The organism is Pseudomonas sp. lyk4-TYG-107, from assembly GCF_030209055.1.
Lineage (GTDB): Bacteria > Pseudomonadota > Gammaproteobacteria > Pseudomonadales > Pseudomonadaceae > Aquipseudomonas > Aquipseudomonas putida_A.
In genome coordinates this window covers 76020-95572 of sequence record NZ_JARVST010000025.1, presented here as the reverse complement: position 1 = coordinate 95572, position 19553 = coordinate 76020, and the positions used below count along the sequence as shown (strand labels likewise).

The window sequence follows — 19553 nt, the reverse complement described above, 5'->3', positions numbered from 1 at the left end:
GTCTTCGTTGGGTTTTTTGAAGTTTGTTTTCTCTCTGTGTCGCGACGGTTCATGTCGTCGCGATGGGTTCGTTTGGCCAAAAAAAAGGAAATTGCATTGAGCACTATGGATGAAGTCACGATGGGCAGAGTGTTCGCCGATCTTATTGCGCGCACAGAACTTGAGTCCGTCAGCGGTAGCCTGGGGGAGGCTCCTTTGCGCTACTACGACGGAGCTACGGCGGCTACCAGTCTTGCAGAACAATTGATAGCGATCAGATTGCTCAAGGACGCGATTGAATCAACACAGCTGGACGCCGCGGATGCTCAGGTCAATAAACTGCGCCTGAAACTGGGCGACTACGACCGCCGCTTGAGTGCGACTGTGAAGATGCTCTCCGCTGGCAAACCGATACCGCGCATCATGCATTTTGTCTGGGTCGGTGGCAGTGAGGTCGGGCCGAATCAGCGCGATTACATGAACATCTGGCGCAAGGTACTGGCGTCGCAGGGATATGCATTCAATCTCTGGTATGACAGTGATGCGCTGCTGGCCTTTGAAATGAATCGGGTGATTCTCGACAGTGCCCGTGCGGACACGATGAAGGTATTAAAGGACGAAAAGGTAACCCCGACGGGACTGTCGAGAATGATCGAAGACCGCGCACGGGTACTCAAACAGCAGATGTTCGACTACCTGAATCAGCCACGCTGGGCCGGACGCGCAGACGAGGCGCGGATCGACCTGATGGTGCGGGGTTATGGCAAGGAACGTGCGACGCTCGAAGCCTTCCGCCAGAAATGTCTGGATTCGCATCAGGCCATGGTGGGTGAGGACTTGCGCCTGCGCGATGTTCGCCAGGAGTTTGCCAGTCATTTTCTGGCTGACGTCTACCAGCGCGAAGTCGCCATGCGCGGCAACTTTGCTGCTGCCAGTGACGTGGTGCGACTGCAGGCCGAGTTTCTCGAGGGCGGGCGTTACAGCGACATGGATTATTTGCCGCCGCTGATCGAGAGACCGGGCGGCGTGGACATCAGTGGTTTCAGCACAGACGCGAAGATCGGTGTCCTGCAGTTATTGCTCAACCATGACGATACCTTGATGCCGGGGCGCGATCGGCAACGTTATGTCGACAGAACCGGGCATATTCCCGCCGAGCATCTCGAGGCACTGAGCGCATTTGCCCGGAGCAGGCCGGGTGTGGAGCAGATTTTCGCTTCGCCGCAGCCGACGTCTTTATCCCAGGATGCCATCGGGCGCGGCGCGGCCTGGGGCAATCCGTCGTCGAAGGAAATGAATGCCTATGTTCTGGCTCATCCTGGCAGCAAGATGGTCAATGCGAGCATGCACTTCATCCGGGTGGCTTATGACTGCCTGTATGAGGTTGAGCGCCGCATGATACTCGCAGGCGTGACGCCAGCAGATGTGTCGTCAGTCGATGATATTGCAATCAAGGTCGTCTCTGAAGCACAGGCTGATGGGCGCTTGCCCAATACATCGCGTGAATATTCATCAGAGAAGCTCATACGCGCCATAGCTCAGTATTATCAGGACGGGATTCGTTTCGACGCCTTGGGCACCATCTACATGACCGGTCCGGGCGCACTTGAAGGCGGTGTAATCGGCTATGTCGAAAGAGAACTGCAGAGTGAACAGCTGAACAACATTCGCCATCATATGAAGCAGGTCGACGGCTTCAACGTCTTTACCGAAGAAGAAATGATCTCCGGCTGGGCAGTCAAGGATACCCCCGAAGACTGGCTGGCAAAAGAACATGAGAAGTGGAATTCGGGCAAGGTCAAGTCGCGCTACGCCGGTAATCTGGCCGACTTGCTGAAAGAGCGGACCCTCACGTTCAAACTGGGCTGGCCGGTCATAGAAGGAAAATCAGTGTTGCTGACTTCGGTCCTGCAGCAACTGCTTGATGATCTGGGTGAGCCGTTTGTACGGGCCATGAATGACCGCTTGACCGGTGATGTGACGTTCAACGTTCCCATCCACCTCGACTTTGATACTCGACAGCAGGTGCTGAACCAGACAGTCGACAAAGCTCCAACGTCCATGGGGGCCGAGTCACTGGGTAACCTCAACGAGGCCTTGGCGCGCATCGCGGCGGGCAAGTTGCCGCTGGATCAGTTGAGCCCGTTGCATCGGGTGATGTTCGGCGGCCTGTTCGGTGCCGCAACACTGGATCAGGTCGGGTTCGCAGACGCCTGGGCAACCACCGTCGCCTTTGCCGAAGATACGCGCGACCGTGGCCTGGTCGCGCGCTACGAGGTGATCGAACAGACACTGCTCAATCGCGATCCTGCACCGGTGGAGGCACGAGTCAATGCATCGGAGCGCGAATCGCTCGGGCAGAACTCCAGGGTGCTGAAGGCGCAGGCATTTGCCGAACCGATCAGCGTGCGGCAATGGCGCGAGTACGTGAGTCGGGTCGAGGTCGCCGCCGTGAATGAGCGCCGGGCGTCGATCCTTGCGCGGGGTGCGGCAGTGCGCGAGACGTTCTTCGAGGCGGGTGCGCATACGGCCAGACAATTGCCGCAGGATTTGTTGTTGCGCGGTGCGGGGGATCCGGGCCGACGCTGCTATCCACTGGCGCTGGTGATGGCCGCCGCGCTGGAGAAAGGCGCCTCGGCCGAGCGCGCGTTGATCGGCAAACTGGCGATTGCCAATCTCACTCCCGACGCACCGCAAGCCCATGCCCTGCTCAAGGTGCTGGACGAGTTGCGTGGCGTACCCATGGCGCGATTCGGCGAGAAGAGACCGGCGGCGAACCTGGCCACTGTGATGCAGACGCTGGAAGCGAAAACCGCTGCCGGCAGCCTGCTGCTCAACACAGACAATCATTCGATGCTGGTGAGCAAGGTTGTGGTGCAAGGCGAGACATCCTATCGCTTCTACGATCCCAACTTCGGGCTGTATGCGTTCGCCCGGATCGAGGATCTGCAACAAGGCGTCCAGCGCTTCATGCAGGAGGAAGTGATTGCCAGGCTTTATGGTCTGGAACGGGGGGCTGCCAGCGTTTTCGAGGTCATCGAACTCGACGGCGCAAGCATTGCCGGTAAATCGTTGCCTTCGGAAATTAGCGTTGAGCATTTGCTCAGCAGTGATCCGCTGGGTGGCGGGCGTGCCGTCGAACCCTGGAGTCAGCATGCCGCCTTGCGCGCGCGTTCCTTGTCAGAGAACGCGCGTCTGGGACAGGCGCTGAGCAGTGTGGACAGCCACAAGTGGGCGCGGACGATCGAAAGCGCGACCCTGCGGTTACAGGACCAGCATCAACTGTCTCGTGACTTCGTTCCGGTGTTCGACTCCCTGAAGAGCACTGCGCAAGGGCGCAGCGAAATCACCATGGTCAGTGCCAGTGATCCGCAGCGCACACGCACAGTGCAGACTGATGACACGCGCCTGCAAGGGATCAAGTCTTACCTGAGCGATACGTTTGAAGCGTTGTCCGGCAGACGCGCGGGGGCGCCAGTGATCGATCCGACGGATGTCGGTGCGGTGCACACGCTCAATGCCGGATTTGCCATTCAAGCCCTGCTGCTCGGGTTGCAGAACGCGGAGTCCGGGATGGGGTCGACCGCGTTGACGTCAGCAGTGCGCATCCACGGTTACCTGGCCTACGCGCAGATGGCTCACGGGCTGGTGGTCGACGCAGTACAACTGCTGAATCTGGTGCGTCATGCCTTTACCGACGGTTTGCGGGTGGCCAAAACCACCTCGTCGATTGTCAGTAATGCGCTGGGCAGCGTCTTGAACGAAGGTGTCGGCACCGTTTTGCAGCTGGCCAGCATCGGCTTCGACATTTATCTGTTGGTCAATGCCCAAAACGATATCCAGCGTGCGGTCTATGCCACGCAGCTGGCCTTCGATTCAGCTGGGCTGGCGCTGGGTGTCGGCGCTTTGGGCGCCGGTGTTGCCGGTGCGGGCACGGCGGCGGCCTTCCTCGGCGGCGCCGGGGTGATTCTGGGCGGGCTGGCGGTGGGCATCGGCGCCCTGGTCGAGGGGTTCAGCGCCAGGGCAGAACGTGGAAGACGGATCGGCCGGTATCTGAATGATGTGCATTCGGCCTATCGACCGCAAAGCCATTCGGTGCAAGGCGATACCTACATTGCCAATCCTTGTGCGGTCTATACCGGGCTTGATTTGCGCAAAGGGCTCATTACCTTCGGCGGCCACAAAATTTTCGCCGCGGAAGATTACTCCTTTCTGCATAAGCCGAGGATCGTCGGGGATCGCAGCAAGGCATTCAGCATTCGAGAGGCCCTCGACCTTCGCGACTCGATTTCCTTCGATATGGCGCCGGGTATTGAAAGCGTCGTGCTGCCGAGTGTGCCGGAGTGCTTTCTGGGCTTCGTCCATGAAGGTCTGCCATTTGCGACAACGCTCACAGAAAACATGGAAACGGCTTTGGCACTGGAAAAATACAAGCTGGCAGGCAAGCGGCAATTCTGGTTCAGCTTTTACCAGGCACCGACCGAGTACATCATGGAAAAAATGGTGCCCAACTACGAGGAAACCCGCGTCAGTGTTGCGATTGGCCCTGATCAGCGTTTTCTGCACGTCCCCCCATTGCCGCAGGAGGTGCACGGTTACCTTTGCTATGACATCGATGCCACTGGCGGGCACTGCTCGATCACCCTGACCGAGGGCGTCAAGTCGTTGCGGCTGCAGGTTTCCTCCGATGATCCAATGACGTGGTCATTGCGTGCCCCGTGGGTGAGTGCGGCGGCGGTGAAGCTGGAACAGGATACTTTTCAGTTGGGCTCGATGCGGGTGGAGGTGCCCGCCAGGAGTGTCGTGTATCTGCAACTCGAGGAGGGTTTCTATCAGGTGGGCTGGGCAACGGGAGCGCTGCTTTTCGCTGAGCTCGACGCGCTCAACGATGCCGATGGCTCGGCCACACGCAAGCATTTGCGCGAACTCGCCCGCGCTCATCGTCTGGCCGATGGCCCGACGGTCATCCGCAACTATCACGATGCCCTGACTGGTGTTCGTACCACGGCCTGGTACGACCACACCGAAGATGCCATGCACTTGGTGCGCGGACTGGACCCACAGTATGCGGCGCAGATCTGCATCGGCCCGAAGATCGGCGAGGAGATGTTTTATTACTGCCCGGCGCAGGGAATCATCTGGCGTACGGATCTGGTCACCGGGCAGATCAAACGCACTTACCGGGTGATGAAAATACATTCATCAAAAAACCCCTGCATTGTTTCGATTCAGGCGACGCCAGAGGGTTTGCTGCAGGTGGTCCAGCGCTTTGAAGACATGTGGAAAAGCTTCTACAAGCTGACTTACCTGCTCGGCGAAGACTACCTCGCCCTTACTGCGATCTCCGATATGAATTCAGACCATCCGTGGATCATTCGCGAAGGACGCGACAATGTTTCGGATTTCCTCCGACGGCACGACTACCCATACCATGAGGTACTTGATGACCAGAGAGTGGAATTCACACTGGGCGCAATGATTACGATCGACACCTTCGACGAGAATTTGCGCAAAGCCACCCGAGCCTGGGTGCGCAGTGAAGATGAGCGCGTCATTCGGCCTGTGCTGCGCAATACGGAAGGTACACCTGACTTTCTCGATTGGGTGCTGCTTGATCCGCTTCAATCAAGCGGCGATACAGTGTTGTTTCATCATCTTGGCCATCGCCTTGTTTATCGACAGCACATCGGCGCAGCGGATCAGATGCCCGAGATGTTTGCACAAAGTGTCTTGCACCTTGAGGTGCAGCATGTGCACCGCCAGGGCGGACAATACGTCATCCTCACTGACGAAGGCATGCTGTTCCAGATGAATGACGACGGCCAGACGCGGCTGGTGGGACTCAATCACGCATGGCTGTCGGCCCGCCAGCAGCGCACTGTGCAAGGGTTCAAGTGGTGGGAAACGGTCGGGACCAGCATTCAGAACGAGTCCGCCGATGGCGTGGAAGTCGGAGGTATCAGCGATGCAACGGGCAAGACATCGCTGTATGTCATCTATCTGGATCAGCAATTTCTGATTGCCGACACAGCGGGCAAAGCCATGCGCGTGTTGAGGCTGACGCCAGATAAAAAAGCGGCGTGGATGATGGACTGGGCATCCGGACGAATCTATCGTCAGCCCTTCATGGCGCCTGAAAGCCTGGCGGCGGCATTCGGTTCGGGGACACGTCTGCTGCAGGCGCACTTGCTGGCCCCGATGCAGCGAGTCATGCCGCGGGACACTTTTGCCTGGGCCGTGCCCCATGGAGCCGGCCTGCACGTCCGCCGGCATGACCACGTGCTGTTCAACCTGGTCGATGGCGAGCCACCGCGTATCGTCGGTGTGGAAGTCGAATTCTTCAATGGCCTGGCGTCTCGTCAGGCGCGGGAGCAAAAGCTGACGCGACTGCTTGCCGGTCAGCGTAGCGGTCCTTACCTCTTTGCGGGCAGGAGCGATAATCTTTGCAGCTGGTATGACGTCGCAGCCGGCCGTCTGCTCAGTGTCGCGGTGTCAGGACGTGAATGGCCACAATATCTGGGCGTGGCGAACGATCAGACCCTGGTGCTGCATGACCCTGTAACGGGCCGCCTGTTCAGCAATGCCAGTGAAGACATTGAACCCATCGATATATGGATGACTGTGGAAGCGGTCAGCCGGATTGCAGATACGCTGGTTATCGACGGTATTGGCTCATCGGGCAGGATTGTAGCGATTCCGGATGGCGTCGATACACTGGTACTCAAGTTTGCGAAATCTGCAGATTACCTTTCACTGGCCCGACAGACTTGGGATCGGCTTGATTGCCTGATTGTCGACGCCGAGGAAGCAGGCATTCATCTGGCGTTGACACTGGAGCCGATGCAGCGATGGCTGGTCTCGAGGTCCGACGGCCATTTGCTGCTGACGGATCCCGATTCGGGAAGCAGCATCATCTTGCGCAATGCCACGAGCCTTGATGCGGCACGGCAACAGCAGGTGACATTCGGGATTGCGTTACCTGACGAAATCTCGGTGACCGTTAGCCTGGAGGAGCTGATGAGTGCGATGGCCACGGAACCCCTGCTGGAACTCGGCGCGCTGATCGGGCTGTCCATCGACCAGTAAGCCATTGCGAGCTGGCAGATCAGACCGGGCTGCGGAGATTGTCCTCCGCAGCCCTTTTTCGTTCAGGACACCAGATAGCCCTTGATCCCGGTAAAGATGATCTGCGCCGCCAGTGCGCAGACGAAAAGGCCCATCAGCCGGCTGACGATCTGCAGGCCCTGATCACCGAGCACCCGTTCGATGTGATTGGACAGATACAGCACCACCCCTACGGTGAAACTGGCCAGAGTGATGCTCATGATCGCGGTCAGTTTGTCGTCCCAGTGTGGTTGGCTGACGCCCATCACCAGCAGCGCACCGATGGTGCCCGGGCCGACGGTCAGCGGAATGGTCAGCGGGACGATCGTCACGTCCTGTTGCACGTTGTCACTCTGCACCACAGGCTTGCCCTGAGCCATGCCCAATGCCGAGATGAACAGCACGCTGCCGGCACCGATGCGGAATGCGTCCGCAGTGATCCCGAATACATCGAAAATCACCCGCCCGAACAGATAAAGCAAGACGCTGGAGACCAGGGTGGCAATCGCCACTTTCCAGGCCAGGCGCCGCTGTTCCTTGCGCGAGTAGCCACGAGTCAGGCTGATGAAGCAGGACAACACGAAGAACGGGCTGTAGAGCACCAGCATCTTCAGGTAAACGCTGAATAACACGTGGAGCATGAGGGCGACTCGCATCCGGAGAGTGATGACGGCGAGTCTATCAGTCGGTTAGTTGCTTGTGTGCGCAGAAGATGCTGCGCACGGCTGTTCATTTTTCCGGATTTTATTTTGATCGTTGTGTTGTTCTTCTTTGTTAGTTGTTTTTTTTGTTTGGATATGATGTTACAGATTCGGGTTTGTGGTTGTATGTTTGTTTAGTTATTGTTTGATCGCAAGTTCAAGAGGAACTTGTCTGATAATTAATAGGGATTTTATTGTGCATAATCAAGCTGTTCGAGAAAGTTATATTGCTGCCTGTGTTAAAGCGATTGAAGAGTGTGAAATCGACGACCAGTTGGTTATTCGCCCTCGCGCCCTGATGGCTGTAGGTGACGACGTAGAAGCACCGTCGAAGGGCTCTGTTGTGGGAGAAGGTTCGCTGGGCTTCGCGGGCGGAATCAGCGCCCAAAACCGATCCGATGCGGAAAACGCCTTCCTCTTTGCCACGCTTGCAGCCAACAAACAGTACCCGGCCGAAGAGCAGGGTAAAGAGTGGTATCTGCGTTTTCGTGAGGTGATGACCCAGGCCGGCTGGACGCCAGTCACCAAGTATTACAGCGACTTGGACGTCGCGGGCACCAGCGTGCGTATGGATAAGCTGGTACTGGAAATTCTCGGCTCCGTGGTTGCCGGCGCTGCACTGCCAGGCCCGGCTACGGCGTTGATGCTCAAGGTGGCGGGAGATGCGATTGCCGCCCTGCAAAAGCGTGATACTGCTGCGCTGACGGCTTATGAGCGCAATCTGCTGCAACACGGTGTGGGTGGAATTTCCGCGGGTGCGTGCGTTGAAGTCAACGGTGAGGCGATCATGGCCCTGGGCAGCGTGCGTTTCCAGCGCAAGAATACCTCTACCAAAGTGCTGTTTGTCGATGTCGACGTGCGTAATGTAAACCTGTATCGAGGCGAAACGGTATTTGTCAAAAACACATTAAAAGCTGATTCGGTTCGTGAAACTATTAAAAATAAACTCATCGCTCACAGTGACAAGATTGTCGATATTGAAATTTGATTGATCAAAAAAAGGCAGCCGGTTTCGGCTGCCTTTTTTTGTTATCGGGAGCAATGATATGAATGACGAATATTCAGTATTGATTGTTGGCGGCGCCGTTGTGCTGGTTCCGGTAACGGAGGAGCTGGCGCACTATGACGATTTGATCGAGTGCCTGTTGCTGGCGCAATTGGCGGCCAATAAAAAAATCGAAAAGACGCCGGAGATCGACTGGTATGGTGCGTATGTGCAGTTGCTGGATAACTATTGGCTGCGCCACTCCAGAGCTCGACGGCAATGGTCCATCGGAAAGGATAACCTCGAGTCGCTCGGTGATTGGGTCATCGCCGCGATGTTCAGCGACGCTGTGGATAACAGTGGCGCTGCATCTGTAGCGCTGCGACGTCTGGCAGGCCTGTCCGGCACCGAGCCGGCCATGGTTTTGCTGCGCAGGCACATCCAGAAGAGCATCCTGGCGTCCGAGTCCGGAGATGGGCTTGCGTCCGCCACGGCTGTGCGCCTGCTGGTGGTCGTCGCGAATACGCCGACCTCCTTGACCAGTGTCTATCTTGAGCTTGCGACTGATCGGGTGCTTGGCGGCAACCTCCTGGCCGAGCTGTTTCAGGCCGAGGATGTGCGCGGCGACGTGTGCATGCGTTACGCCGGTGCCTACTTGTCTGAGACCCTCTATGCTCCGGCACGCGCCGCCGTTGCCCTGAAAATCAGGGACAGGATGAAGGACAACGTTGTGCGGTTGACGTTGCCCGATGAAGGGGCAGTCAGACAGCTTTGCGCAGCCGATTGAGGCGCACCCAGACAGGCCTGCTTAGAAGGTCGAGGCCGTACGGTTCTGCTGATCGCGCTGGGCTACCCAGTGTTCGATCAGCTCGCGCAGTTGCGACAGTTCCACCGGTTTGGCCATGTGGCCATCCATCCCGGCCTGACGCGCGCGTTCCTTGTGTTCGGCGAGGATGTGCGCGGTCAGCGCGACGATCGGCGTGCGTATACGCTGATTGCTGACCTCCCACGCCCGTAGCTGCTGGGTCGCCGAGAAGCCATCGAGGATCGGCATTTCGCAGTCCATCAGCACCAGATCATAACGCTGGGCCTTCATCGCCTGCAGGGCCTCTTCGCCGTTGCTGGCGGTGTCCGGTTGCAGGTTGAGTTTGCCGAGCATGCCGCGAATCACTTTGGTCGAAATCGTGTTGTCTTCGGCGACGAGAATGCGGAAATCGCTCGGCACCTTGGCCGCCGTAGCGGGAGTGACCACTTGCGGCTGGAACACTACCTGACCTTTATTGCGCTGGTTCAACTCGTCGGCCAGCGTGGTCTTGAGCGTATAGCCGGCCACCGGTTTGGCGAGGATGCGTTTGATCCCGGAGTTGCGCGCGATGATCTTGCTCGGCGCGTTACTGATGCCGGTGAGCATGATCAACAGGATGTCGTGATTGAGGCTCGGGTCTTCCTTGATCTTGGCCGCCAGTTGCATGCCGGTCATGCCGGGCATGTTCTGGTCCAGCAGCACCACATCGAAGTAGTCGCGCAGGTGCGCCTTGGTGCGCAGCAGCGCCAGCGCTTCCTTGCCCGATGGCACGGCGCTGACGTTCAGACCCCAGGCGCTGCATTGCTGCACCAGCACTTTGCGGCAGGTATCGTTGTCGTCCACCACCAGCACGCGCGCACCTTGCAACGGGCCGTCGAGGTCGGAGGTCGGGTGTTCCAGACGATCCGGGTCCAGTGGCAGGGTCAGCCACAAGGTGCTGCCCTGATTGGCGCCGCTCTTGATCCCGAACTCGCCGTGCATCAGGCGGATCAGTTGCCGCGCAATCACCAGCCCGAGGTTGCCACCCAGACGGTTGGCCGAGAGGAAGTGTTTGCTGTGCAGTTCGGCGTGCATCAGCGCATCGCGCTCCTCCGGTTCCATCGGCTGACCACTGTCCTGCACGGCGATGCGCAGGCGCGGTTTGACGCTGCGTTCGTCGAGGGCGACGACGATCAGCACTTCGCCTTCGTCGGTTTTCTTCAGGGCGTTTTCCAGCAGGCTCAGCAGGGTCTGGCGCAAGCGGGTCGGGTCGCCGCTGATCACGCGCGGCACTTGCGGCTGGATGAAGCTGATCAGCTCGACGTTCTGCTGTTCGGCCTTGGCCCGGTAGATGCTCAGGCAGTCGTCGATCAGCGCGTTGAGGTCGAACTGCACATCGTCCAGTTCGATCTGCCCGGATTCGAGCTTGGAGATGTCGAGAATCTCGTTGATCAACGTCAGCAGTTCGTTGCCGGCGCTGTGGATGGTTTGCACGTAATCGCGTTGCTTGACCGACAGTGGCGTGCCCAGCAGCAGCTCGGTCATGCCCAGCACGCCGTTCATCGGGGTGCGGATTTCGTGGCTGATCTTGGCGAGGAATTCGGCTTTGGCGTTGATCTCGGCATTGCTCGCGGCAAGATCGCGGCTGATGCTGAACCGGCTTTCGGTGATGCTGCGCTGGCGTTCACCCAAGGCGATGCTCATCAGCAAGCCACTGATGCAGATGAAACCCATCAGGGTCATGATCAGGCCTTGCGGCGCCACCAGGGTCAGCCCCAGCAGGGCCGGCAAAATAATCAGCGTGCCGATGTTGAACACCACCATCCCGGCAACGAACAGCCGCGCCGGACGGTAGCCCTTCTGCCAGTGATAGAAGCCGACCAGTAACATGCTCAGACCGGCCAGCGCCACCAGCGCGTAGGTGATGATGTTCAGCGGCAGAGTGTTGACGAACAACAGCAGCAGGCAGCAGATCACGATGAACAGAATGTCGCCCAGCAACAGTTTGTTCAGCGGGTGCGGGCCGAGCGGGGCGAAGAAGCGCAGGGCGAACATCAGCCCGGCCGGGGCGGTCAGCAGCAACGCCAGATACGCGCCCGGGGTCTGGATCGCGTGCCAGTTCGGCAACCACGGGCCGGCGAGGTTGAGCAACAGCAACAGACTCAGGCCCAGCAGTCCTTCGCAGACCGCCAGCCACAGGCTGCTGCGCGAGCGGGAGTAGGCGTAGCGCACAAGATTGTGCAGCAGCAACATGCCGAGGCAGCCGAACAGCAGACCGAAGATCAGCGTCTGGTTCTGGTTGGCGGCACTCATCACCGCCGATTGCAGGGTGATGTGCGGGCGCAGCTGATGGTCGGAAACCATCCGCAGATAAACGTCGAGGGACTTGTCGCTTTGCGGCAGTGGCAGCAGGAAGTCGCTGCTCGGCAGTGGCCGCTCGACCTGCGGCTGATGGGTGCCGGAAGTGCGTTGCTCGATCAGTTTGTCGCCGTCCAGCACGTAGAGGCTGAGGTTGGACAGGTCGGGAGCGAAGATCCGCAGCACCTGCTCGTGCTTGCCCGGTGCTAGTTTGAAACGCAGCCAGAGTGCGCCATCGGGCTCGGCCGCCGTGAGGCGATCAAGTTCGATGGGACTGAATTGATTGGTGTAGCGCGCCGAGCGGATGTCGCTCAGTTGCAGATTACCCTGATCGTCAAGCAATACCGACCAGCCACTGCCTTGCGCGGCCAGAGCCGGAAGCATGCAGAGCAAGGTCAGCAACGTGACGGTGAAGCTTATGGCAATCCTGAGCCAGCGCACGGCGAAATCCCTTCGTAGGTTGATGCCAGAATATAACGATGCGCGGCGGCGGAACAGCCCGGCGAGGGACTGCATCCCGCGCCGGACGTGAAGGACAGCTTATTCCTGGGTTTCGCCACGTTCGCGGGCAATGGCGCGGTAGCCAATGTCCTTGCGGTAGAAGCAGCCTTCCCAGTCGATGGCAGCGGCCAGCTTGTAGGCTTGCTGCTGCGCTTCGCTGACACTGGCGCCCATGGCGGTGGCGCAGAGTACGCGACCACCGGCCGTCACCACGTTGCCATCCTTCAGCGCCGTACCGGCGTGGAAGACTTTGCCTTCCAGGCCTGCGGCTGTGTCCAGACCGTTGATCACCGCGCCCTTGGCGTAGTCGCCCGGGTAGCCGCCGGCGGCCAGCACGATGCCGACGCTCGGACGTGGATCCCACTGCGCTTCAACCTTGTCCAGCGCTTGCGCCAGAGCGGCTTCGACCAGCAGCACCAGGCTTGACTGCAGACGCAGCATCACCGGTTGGGTTTCCGGGTCACCGAAGCGGCAGTTGAATTCGATGACTTTCGGGTTGCCGGCCTTGTCGATCATCAGACCGGCGTACAGGAAACCGGTGTAGACGTTGCCTTCTTCGGCCATGCCGCGCACGGTCGGCCAGATCACCTGATCCATCACGCGCTGGTGCACGTCGGCGGTGACCACCGGGGCAGGGGAGTAGGCACCCATGCCGCCGGTGTTCGGGCCGCTGTCGCCGTCGCCAACACGTTTGTGGTCCTGGCTGGTGGCCATCGGCAGGACGTTCTTGCCGTCGACCATGACGATGAACGAGGCTTCTTCGCCGTCGAGGAATTCTTCGATCACCACGCGCGAACCGGCGTCGCCGAAGGCGTTGCCGGCGAGCATGTCGCGCACGGCGTCTTCGGCTTCGGCCAGGGTCATGGCAACGATCACGCCTTTACCGGCGGCCAGGCCATCGGCCTTGATCACGATCGGTGCACCTTTTTCACGCAGGTAAGCCAGGGCCGGCTCGATCTCGGTGAAATTCTGGTAGTCAGCGGTCGGGATCTTGTGACGCGCCAGGAAATCCTTGGTGAAGGCTTTCGAGCCTTCCAGCTGCGCAGCGCCAGCGGTCGGGCCGAAGCAGTCCAGGCCACGGGAGCGGAACAGATCGACCACGCCGGCCACCAGCGGCACTTCCGGGCCGACGATGGTCAGGGAAACGTTTTTCTCGGCGAAGTCGGCCAGTTGCTCAAGGGCCAGCACGTCGATGGCGACGTTCTCGCACTTGGCTTCAATCGCGGTACCGGCGTTGCCCGGCGCGACGAAAACCTTCTGCACGCGCGGATCCTGAGCCACTTTCCAGGCCAGGGCGTGTTCACGGCCACCGCTGCCAATGATCAAAACATTCATTTCAAGAACCTCAAATTCTGTCAGGCGCTACTGGAGCGCTTTATGTGGGAGCGGGCTTGCTCGCGAAAGCGGTGTGTCAGGCAAAACGGCTGTTGCTGACAGATTGCATTCGCGAGCAAGCCCGCTCCCACATTTGGATCGAGTTGTATCAGTGACGGAAGTGGCGCATGCCCGTAAAGACCATGGCGATGCCAGCCTCGTCGGCTGCAGCGATCACTTCAGCGTCACGCATCGAGCCGCCCGGCTGGATCACCGCAGTGATACCGACCTTGGCCGCGTTGTCCAGACCGTCGCGGAACGGGAAGAACGCGTCCGAGGCCATCACCGAACCGGCCACTTGCAGACCGGCGTGCTCAGCCTTGATCGCAGCGATACGTGCGGAGTTTACGCGGCTCATCTGGCCGGCGCCGACACCGATGGTCTGACGGTTTTTGGCGTAGACGATGGCGTTGGATTTAACGTACTTGGCGACTTTCCAGGCGAAGATCAGGTCGTTGATTTCCTGTTCGGTCGGTGCGCGCTGGGTCACCACTTTCAGGTCGTCGGCGCCGATCATGCCGATGTCGCGGCTCTGCACCAGCAGGCCACCGTTGACGCGCTTGTAGTCCCAGGCCGGAACGCGATCCGCCGACCACTCGCCGCAGGCCAGCAGGCGCACGTTGGCTTTGGCCGCCACAACAGCACGGGCTTCTGCGCTGACGCTTGGAGCAATGATCACTTCCACGAACTGACGCTCGACGATCGCCTTGGCGGTGTCGGCATCCAGTTCACGGTTGAAGGCGATGATGCCGCCGAAGGCCGACTCGGTGTCGGTGGCGTAGGCCAATTCGTAGGCCTGACGGATGCCGCCCTCGGCGTCCGGGCTCACGGCCACGCCGCACGGGTTGGCGTGCTTGACGATCACGCAGGCCGGCTTGACGAAGCTCTTCACGCATTCCAGCGCGGCGTCGGTGTCGGCCACGTTGTTGTACGACAGCTCTTTGCCTTGCAGTTGGGTCGCGGTGGCGATGCCGACTTCGGCAGGCTTGGCTTCCACGTAGAACGCCGCGCTCTGGTGCGGGTTCTCGCCGTAGCGCATTTCCTGGGCCTTGATGAACTGGCTGTTGAAGGTGCGCGGGAATTCGCTGCGGCCTTCGGTGCTCAGGGTTTCGGCAGCCTGATTCACGGTGCCCATGTAGTTGGCGATCATGCCGTCGTAGGCGGCGGTGTGTTCGAAGGCCTTGAGCATCAGGTCGAAACGCTGAGCGTAGGTCAGGCCACCGGCCTTGAGGTTTTGCAGAACGTTGGCGTAATCGCTGGCATTCACCACGATCGCCACGTCTTTATGGTTTTTCGCTGCCGAACGAACCATGGTCGGGCCACCGATGTCGATGTTCTCGATCGCAGTCGGCAGGTCGCAGCCGGGCTTGTTGATGGTGGCTTCGAACGGGTACAGGTTGACCGCAACCAGGTCGATCGGCTTGATGCCGTGCTCGTTCATGATTGCATCGTCGATACCGCGACGACCGAGGATCCCGCCGTGGATTTTCGGGTGCAGGGTTTTCACCCGACCGTCCATCATTTCCGCGAAACCGGTGTAATCCGCGACTTCCACTGCGGCAACACCGTTGTCGCGCAGCAGCTTGAACGTCCCGCCGGTGGAGAGGATCTCGACGCCGAGGGCTTCAAGCTCCTTGGCGAATTCGAGGATCCCGGTCTTGTCGGAAACGCTGATCAAGGCGCGGCGGATCGGCAGGCGGGTAGTCTGGTCGGTCATCTCAATTTCCATCAAAAGCAAAGGAAGTCAGCAAAAAAGGCGACCGGTTTTACGCGGGCGCCTTTCTGGTTTGATTGAATGCTTACAGCAGATCGTACTGCTTGAGTTTCTTGCGCAGCGTGCCGCGGTTGAGTCCGAGCAGCTCGCTGGCCTTGGTCTGGTTGCCCTTGACGTAGTTCATCACGCTTTCGAGCAGGGGAGCCTCGACTTCGGAGAGCACCAGGTTGTACACATCCGTGACGGACGCGCCCTCAAGGTGGGCGAAATAATTGTGCAGCGCCTTCTCGACACTCCCGCGAAGGGTCTGACCTTCTTCGCTCGGGGTATTGAGGTGCTGTTTCAAATTCACGTTGTCGCTCACGGGTGCTGTTCCACTCACTAAAGTCTCGGTCATCATCGTCATGCGGCCACCCCTTCTTCGTCCCCTGTCAGGCTCTTGTAACGCTCGGCGAAGAACTCCCGAACGTTGGCGCATTGTGTTTCCGTACCATCCAAACGATTGAAGTGGGCGCGAAACTCCCTGGCGCCCGGCAAGGTTGCGAGATACCAGCCCACATGCTTGCGGGCAATACGGACGCCCATCACATCCCCATAGAAGGCGTGAAGTGCGGCCAGATGCTCCAGCAGGATGCGTTCCACTTCGCTCAGCTCCGGCGCCGGCAATTTCTCGCCGGTACGCAGGAAGTGTTCGATCTCGCGAAAAATCCATGGCCGCCCCTGGGCAGCCCGGCCTATCAGCAGGCCATCGGCACCGGTCGCGTCAAGCACGTAACGGGCCTTTTCCGGCGAATCGATATCGCCATTGGCAAACACCGGCATCGACACCGCCTGCTTGATCGCGGCAATCGTGTCGTACTCGGCTTCGCCGGTGTACAGATCGGCGCGCGTGCGGCCATGCACGGCCAGCGCGGTGATCCCGGCCTGCTCGGCGATCTTCGCCACAGTCAGGCCGTTCTTGTTGTCGCGATCCCATCCGGTGCGGATCTTCAGGGTCACCGGCACATCCACTGCAGCGACGACGGCCTGCAGGATCTCGGTCACCAGTGCTTCGTCTTTCAATAACGCGGAGCCGGCGGCCTTGTTGCAGACCTTCTTTGCCGGGCAACCCATGTTGATATCAATAATCTGTGCGCCCAGTTCGAAGTTGGCCCGTGCCGCGTCCGCCAGCATCTGCGCATCGCCACCGGCAATCTGCACCGAGCGTGGCTCGGGATCGCCTTCGTGGATCATGCGCATGCGCGACTTGCGGGTATTCCACAGGCTCATGTCACTGGTGACCATTTCCGAGACTACAAGCCCTGCGCCCAAACGCTTGCACAGCTGACGAAAGGGCTGGTCGGTGACGCCCGCCATCGGGGCGAGAATCAAACCGTTCTGCAATGTATATGGGCCGATGCGTACCGCCGACATAGGACTTCCCTGAAGTGGGGCCGGATCATGAGAGTTCGAAAAAGGGTTGGCATGATACCCGCTCTCGATGACTGGATAAAGGCTGAATTGAACAAAATCTGAACAGTTATTCTGTTATTACCAGCGGTTTGGTAAGCGCGGGCGAAGTCAGAAAACTGCCGTCAAACCTGAAGCGATGAAGCGATTCACTCGGGCGAGTGGAAACTCAGGCTGTAATTCACCGCTTTGGGGCCTGGATCAAGGATATCCAGCGCGATGTGGATCGGCGTCTGCGGCGGCATTTCCGCCATGCCCTCAAGGTCGCCGTTGAGGTATTCGCCGGGTTTGAAGCGACGACTGGCGATCAGATGACCGTTGAGGTCAGCGAAGCGTAGCTCCAGCAACGGAAATGGCTGGGAGAACGTCGCGCGGTTGTAGATGATCGCATCCACCACCAGCGCCCCGCTGAATTCCGGATGGCTGCGCACCACCAGATTGCTGCTTTTGATTTTGCCGATGTCGACCTTGGACGGCACCGTGCAGCCGATCTGCGGGCAGAACTGCTGAAACCATGGGCGGTACTGATCCTGGCGCGCCAGTTCGTCGAAATGATAGGCAATGTACTGACCTGCCAGACCGGCGGCGGCCAACAGCACCAGCAAGCCCCAGAGCAGGCGTCGGCCCCAGGGCGAGCGGCGCTTCTGCCAGTCCAGTTGCAGCGGATCGTCTGTCAGATCCTGCAGCACTTCGGCGCGCACGCCGGGTTCGGCGCGTTGACGTTTTTTGCGCAGCGGTTCGACCGATGGCAAGTCGTCATCGTCCGGCTCGACGTTGGCCGACAGGCGTTCGCGGCGGGCATTCGGATCAATCGGGTCGTGCAGGCGCAGTTGCGGGATCGGCGGCTCGTCATCCAGATCCACCGGCTCCAGCGACAGGGAAGGCTCGGTGCGCGCGGTGTTTAGCGGTTCCGGTTCGACGGCATCTGACTCGACGTCATCTTCGGGCTCGGGCAGACGTTCATCGTCGCGTGCGCTGAACAGGCTGTCGCGCCACTCCGTTTCATCGGCTTCAGGACTGTCGCGCCGGGCGCTCAGGGACTCTTCGCGCTGACGACCGAATTCGGTGGTCGGCTGGATTTCCCGTTGTTCGAGGCGGGCGAGTTCTTCGTCCAGATCGAGGCTGTCCAGGTCCAGCTCGCTGGCGCTCCATTGCTTTTGGCTGAGGGCGCGCGGCGCGGGCGGTTCGTCATTGACGGGGGCTTCGACCACTGGCGGCGGCTCGCTGACCACTGCCTGAGACGGTGCTGGCTGGACAATGGACGGCGCCACCGGAGTGACCGCTTCCTTGCCGGCGTGTTGTTCCAGCAGCTGTTTGGCGGCGTTGAACACTTGCAGGCAGGAGCCACAGCGAACCACCCCGCGGGCCACGCTCAACTGAGCATGGCTGACGCGGAAGCTGGTTTGGCAATGGGGGCACTGGGTGACGAAGCTGTCGGTCATGCGGCGATCCGGTTTATGCAGGCGGTCATTCTAGCGCCGACGGCCGGTGATACGCACCCAGCCATCGCGATTGGCGATCGGGTCCAGATCGAAGTCCTGCGCATAAGCGGCGGCGACTTCTTCACCTTGTTCGGCGAGGATGCCTGACAGTGCCAGACGACCGCCGGTTTTCACCAGACCGGACAATTGCGGCGCCAGGGAAACCAGCGGGCCGGCCAGAATGTTGGCCACCAGCACGTCGGCTTTGACCTGCGGCAGATCTTCCGGCAGGTACAGCGGGAACAGCTCGTCGGCAATATTGTTGCGCCCGGCGTTGTCGCGCGAGGCTTCCAGCGCCTGCACGTCGATGTCGGTGCCGACGGCTTCTTTCGCGCCGAGCAGCAGGGCGGCGATCGCCAGAATTCCCGAGCCGCAGCCGAAGTCCAGGACGTTGCAGTCTTTCAGGTCCTGACCGTCGAGCCATTCCAGGCACAGGGCGGTGGTCGGGTGGGTGCCGGTGCCGAACGCCAGGCCCGGATCCAGCAACAGATTGACCGCGTCAGGCTCGGGCGCGGCGTGCCAGCTCGGCACGATCCACAGGCGCTGACCGAAACGCATTGGCTGGAAGCCGTCCATCCAGCTGCGTTCCCAGTCCTGGTCTTCGATGACTTCGCTGTGATGCTCGGGCAGCGGACTGCCGGTCAGCAGTTCCAGATGCGCGAGCACCGGCGCAGGCTCGGTGCCGCCCTCAAACAGGGCCAGCAGGTGCGTGTGCGCCCACAGTGGGGTGGTGTTGAGTTCCGGCTCGAAGATCGGCTGATCTTCGGCGTCCATGAAGGTCACCGAAACGGCGCCGACTTCAAGGAAAGCGTCTTCGTAGGTTTCGGCTTGTTCCGGGCTGATGGCGAGACGTACTTGCAGCCAAGGCATGGCGGGCACCTTTGAAAAAATATGATTGCAGCCTAGCGGCCAGCGAGAAGCGCGCAAGTTTACGCGAGCGCGCAGGGTTTGTGGGAGCTGCATTGCACCCTGTGGGAGCGGGCTTGCTCGCGAAGGCGGTGTGCCAGACAAATAAATGTATCTGATGCACCGCTTTCGCGAGCAAGCCCGCTCCCACAGGGGATTTGAAAACTGTAGAAACAACAAAGCCGCCCGAAGGCGGCCTTGTCTGTGCGGACTTGAA

11 protein-coding genes are annotated in these 19553 nt (G+C 59.8%); 3 read left to right on the top strand and 8 right to left on the bottom strand.

Going from position 1 to position 19553, the window contains the following annotated elements:
* Positions 1–105: 105 nt before the first annotated feature.
* Complete coding sequence (locus QRN61_RS20675) at positions 106–7065, top strand: TcdA/TcdB pore-forming domain-containing protein (protein WP_285375240.1); 6960 nt, start codon at positions 106–108, stop codon at positions 7063–7065.
* Positions 7066–7127: 62 nt separating this feature from the next.
* Here QRN61_RS20675 and tspR read toward each other — a convergent pair whose 3' ends face one another.
* Positions 7128–7724: a type III secretion system genes modulator TspR gene (gene tspR, locus QRN61_RS20670; RefSeq protein ID WP_007961956.1), complete on the bottom strand. Its 597-nt coding sequence runs from the start codon at positions 7722–7724 to the stop codon at positions 7128–7130.
* Between the two features lie 256 nt (positions 7725–7980).
* On the opposite strand from tspR, the gene QRN61_RS20665 reads away from it, so the two are divergent.
* Together QRN61_RS20665 and QRN61_RS20660 are read left to right on the top strand one after the other, a co-directional pair.
* On the top strand, positions 7981–8772 hold the full coding sequence (locus tag QRN61_RS20665; protein WP_096794813.1) for a hypothetical protein: 792 nt from the start codon (positions 7981–7983) through the stop codon (positions 8770–8772).
* Between the two features lie 58 nt (positions 8773–8830).
* Entirely contained in the window at positions 8831–9556 is a 726-nt protein-coding gene (locus QRN61_RS20660; protein ID WP_096794814.1) for a hypothetical protein, read from the top strand.
* A 21-nt stretch (positions 9557–9577) separates the two neighbouring features.
* Here the strand turns inward: QRN61_RS20660 and QRN61_RS20655 are convergent, their stop codons facing one another.
* The 7 genes from QRN61_RS20655 to prmA all read right to left on the bottom strand — a co-directional run bounded on the left by QRN61_RS20655 (position 9578) and on the right by prmA (position 19300).
* A complete protein-coding gene (locus QRN61_RS20655) occupies positions 9578–12352 on the bottom strand; it encodes a hybrid sensor histidine kinase/response regulator (protein WP_285375135.1) in 2775 nt (924 codons plus the stop codon).
* A 99-nt stretch (positions 12353–12451) separates the two neighbouring features.
* Complete coding sequence (purD, locus tag QRN61_RS20650; protein ID WP_027613589.1) at positions 12452–13747, bottom strand: phosphoribosylamine--glycine ligase; 1296 nt, start codon at positions 13745–13747, stop codon at positions 12452–12454.
* 148 nt (positions 13748–13895) lie between these two features.
* The gene (purH, locus tag QRN61_RS20645; protein ID WP_285375134.1) at positions 13896–15503 is read right to left on the bottom strand and encodes a bifunctional phosphoribosylaminoimidazolecarboxamide formyltransferase/IMP cyclohydrolase; all 1608 of its coding nucleotides are present in this window, start codon (positions 15501–15503) and stop codon (positions 13896–13898) included.
* Positions 15504–15585: 82 nt separating this feature from the next.
* The gene (fis, locus tag QRN61_RS20640; protein ID WP_003221275.1) at positions 15586–15906 is read right to left on the bottom strand and encodes a DNA-binding transcriptional regulator Fis; all 321 of its coding nucleotides are present in this window, start codon (positions 15904–15906) and stop codon (positions 15586–15588) included.
* Positions 15903–16913, bottom strand: coding sequence for a tRNA dihydrouridine synthase DusB (gene dusB / locus QRN61_RS20635; RefSeq protein ID WP_285375131.1), 1011 nt, complete (start codon positions 16911–16913; stop codon positions 15903–15905). Before dusB ends, fis begins: the two co-directional genes overlap by 4 nt.
* Positions 16914–17098: 185 nt before the next feature.
* Complete coding sequence (locus QRN61_RS20630) at positions 17099–18391, bottom strand: DUF3426 domain-containing protein (RefSeq protein ID WP_285375129.1); 1293 nt, start codon at positions 18389–18391, stop codon at positions 17099–17101.
* A 30-nt stretch (positions 18392–18421) separates the two neighbouring features.
* Positions 18422–19300 carry a 50S ribosomal protein L11 methyltransferase gene (gene prmA, locus QRN61_RS20625; protein WP_027613592.1) on the bottom strand — a complete coding sequence of 293 codons (879 nt, stop codon included), beginning with the start codon at positions 19298–19300 and terminating at the stop codon, positions 18422–18424.
* Between the last annotated feature and the right edge of the window lie 253 nt (positions 19301–19553).